Source organism: Streptomyces pimonensis (assembly GCF_041380215.1).
GTDB classification, from domain to species: Bacteria; Actinomycetota; Actinomycetes; order Streptomycetales; family Streptomycetaceae; genus Streptomyces; species Streptomyces pimonensis.
Genome location: NZ_JAHWZY010000130.1, coordinates 1 through 907 on the forward strand (window position 1 = coordinate 1; position 907 = coordinate 907).

Below are 907 nucleotides of genomic sequence, written 5' to 3' on the forward strand. Positions count from 1 at the left end.
ACCGTCCTGGTTCACCGCCGAGCCCCGCACCACCGCGAGCACCGGATGCCCGTTCCGTTGTGCGTCCGACAGCCGCTCCACCAGCAGCATGCCGACGCCCTCGCCCCAGCCCGTACCGTCCGCGCTGTCGGAGAACGCCTTGCAGCGCCCGTCCACCGCCAGCCCGCGCTGGCGGCTGAAGTCGATGAACACACCCGGCGTGGACATCACCGTCACGCCACCGACCAGTGCCAGCTCACACTCGCCCTGGCGCAACGCCTGAGCGGCCCAGTGCAGGGCGACCAGCGACGACGAGCACGCCGTGTCGACCGTGACGGCAGGGCCCTCGAGGCCGAAGGTGTAGGACAGCCGGCCGGAGATGACACTGGCCGCGTTGCCCGTGCCGAGGTACCCCTCCACCCCTTCCAGGGTGTCCGGGGCGGCCATCAGCAGCGTCGGGTAGTCCTGGCCGTTGGTGCCGACGAACACGCCCGACCGGCTGCCCCGCAAGGAGTCCGGGTCGATGCCCGCTCGTTCGAACGCCTCCCAGGAGGTCTCCAGCAGCAGCCGCTGCTGCGGGTCCATCGCCAGCGCCTCACGCGGCGAAATGCCGAAGAACGCCGGGTCGAACTCCGCCACGCGGTCGAGGAACGCACCCATGCGGGTGTAGCTGGTCCCCCGCTGGTCGGGGTCGTCGTCGAACAGCGCGTCCAGGTCCCAGCCGCGGTCGGTCGGGAACTCCACCACGGCGTCTCCGCCGCCGACCAGCAACTTCCAGAGGGCTTCCGGTGAGTTCACGCCGCCGGGGAAGCGGCAGCTCATGCCGACGATCGCGATCGGCTCGTCGGTGACGGCCGTGGTGGGGGCGGTCGCCGTCAGGACGGGCGCGCCCGCGAGTTCGGCGTCGAGGAACGCCGCCAGCGCCGCG

The 907-nt window shown here is 71.9% G+C and carries 1 pseudogene; it reads right to left on the reverse strand.

What is annotated here, in order from left to right:
• A pseudogene (locus KYY02_RS33670) lies at positions 1 to 903 on the reverse strand (beta-ketoacyl synthase N-terminal-like domain-containing protein); the annotation flags it as partial.
• Between the last annotated feature and the right edge of the window lie 4 nt (positions 904 to 907).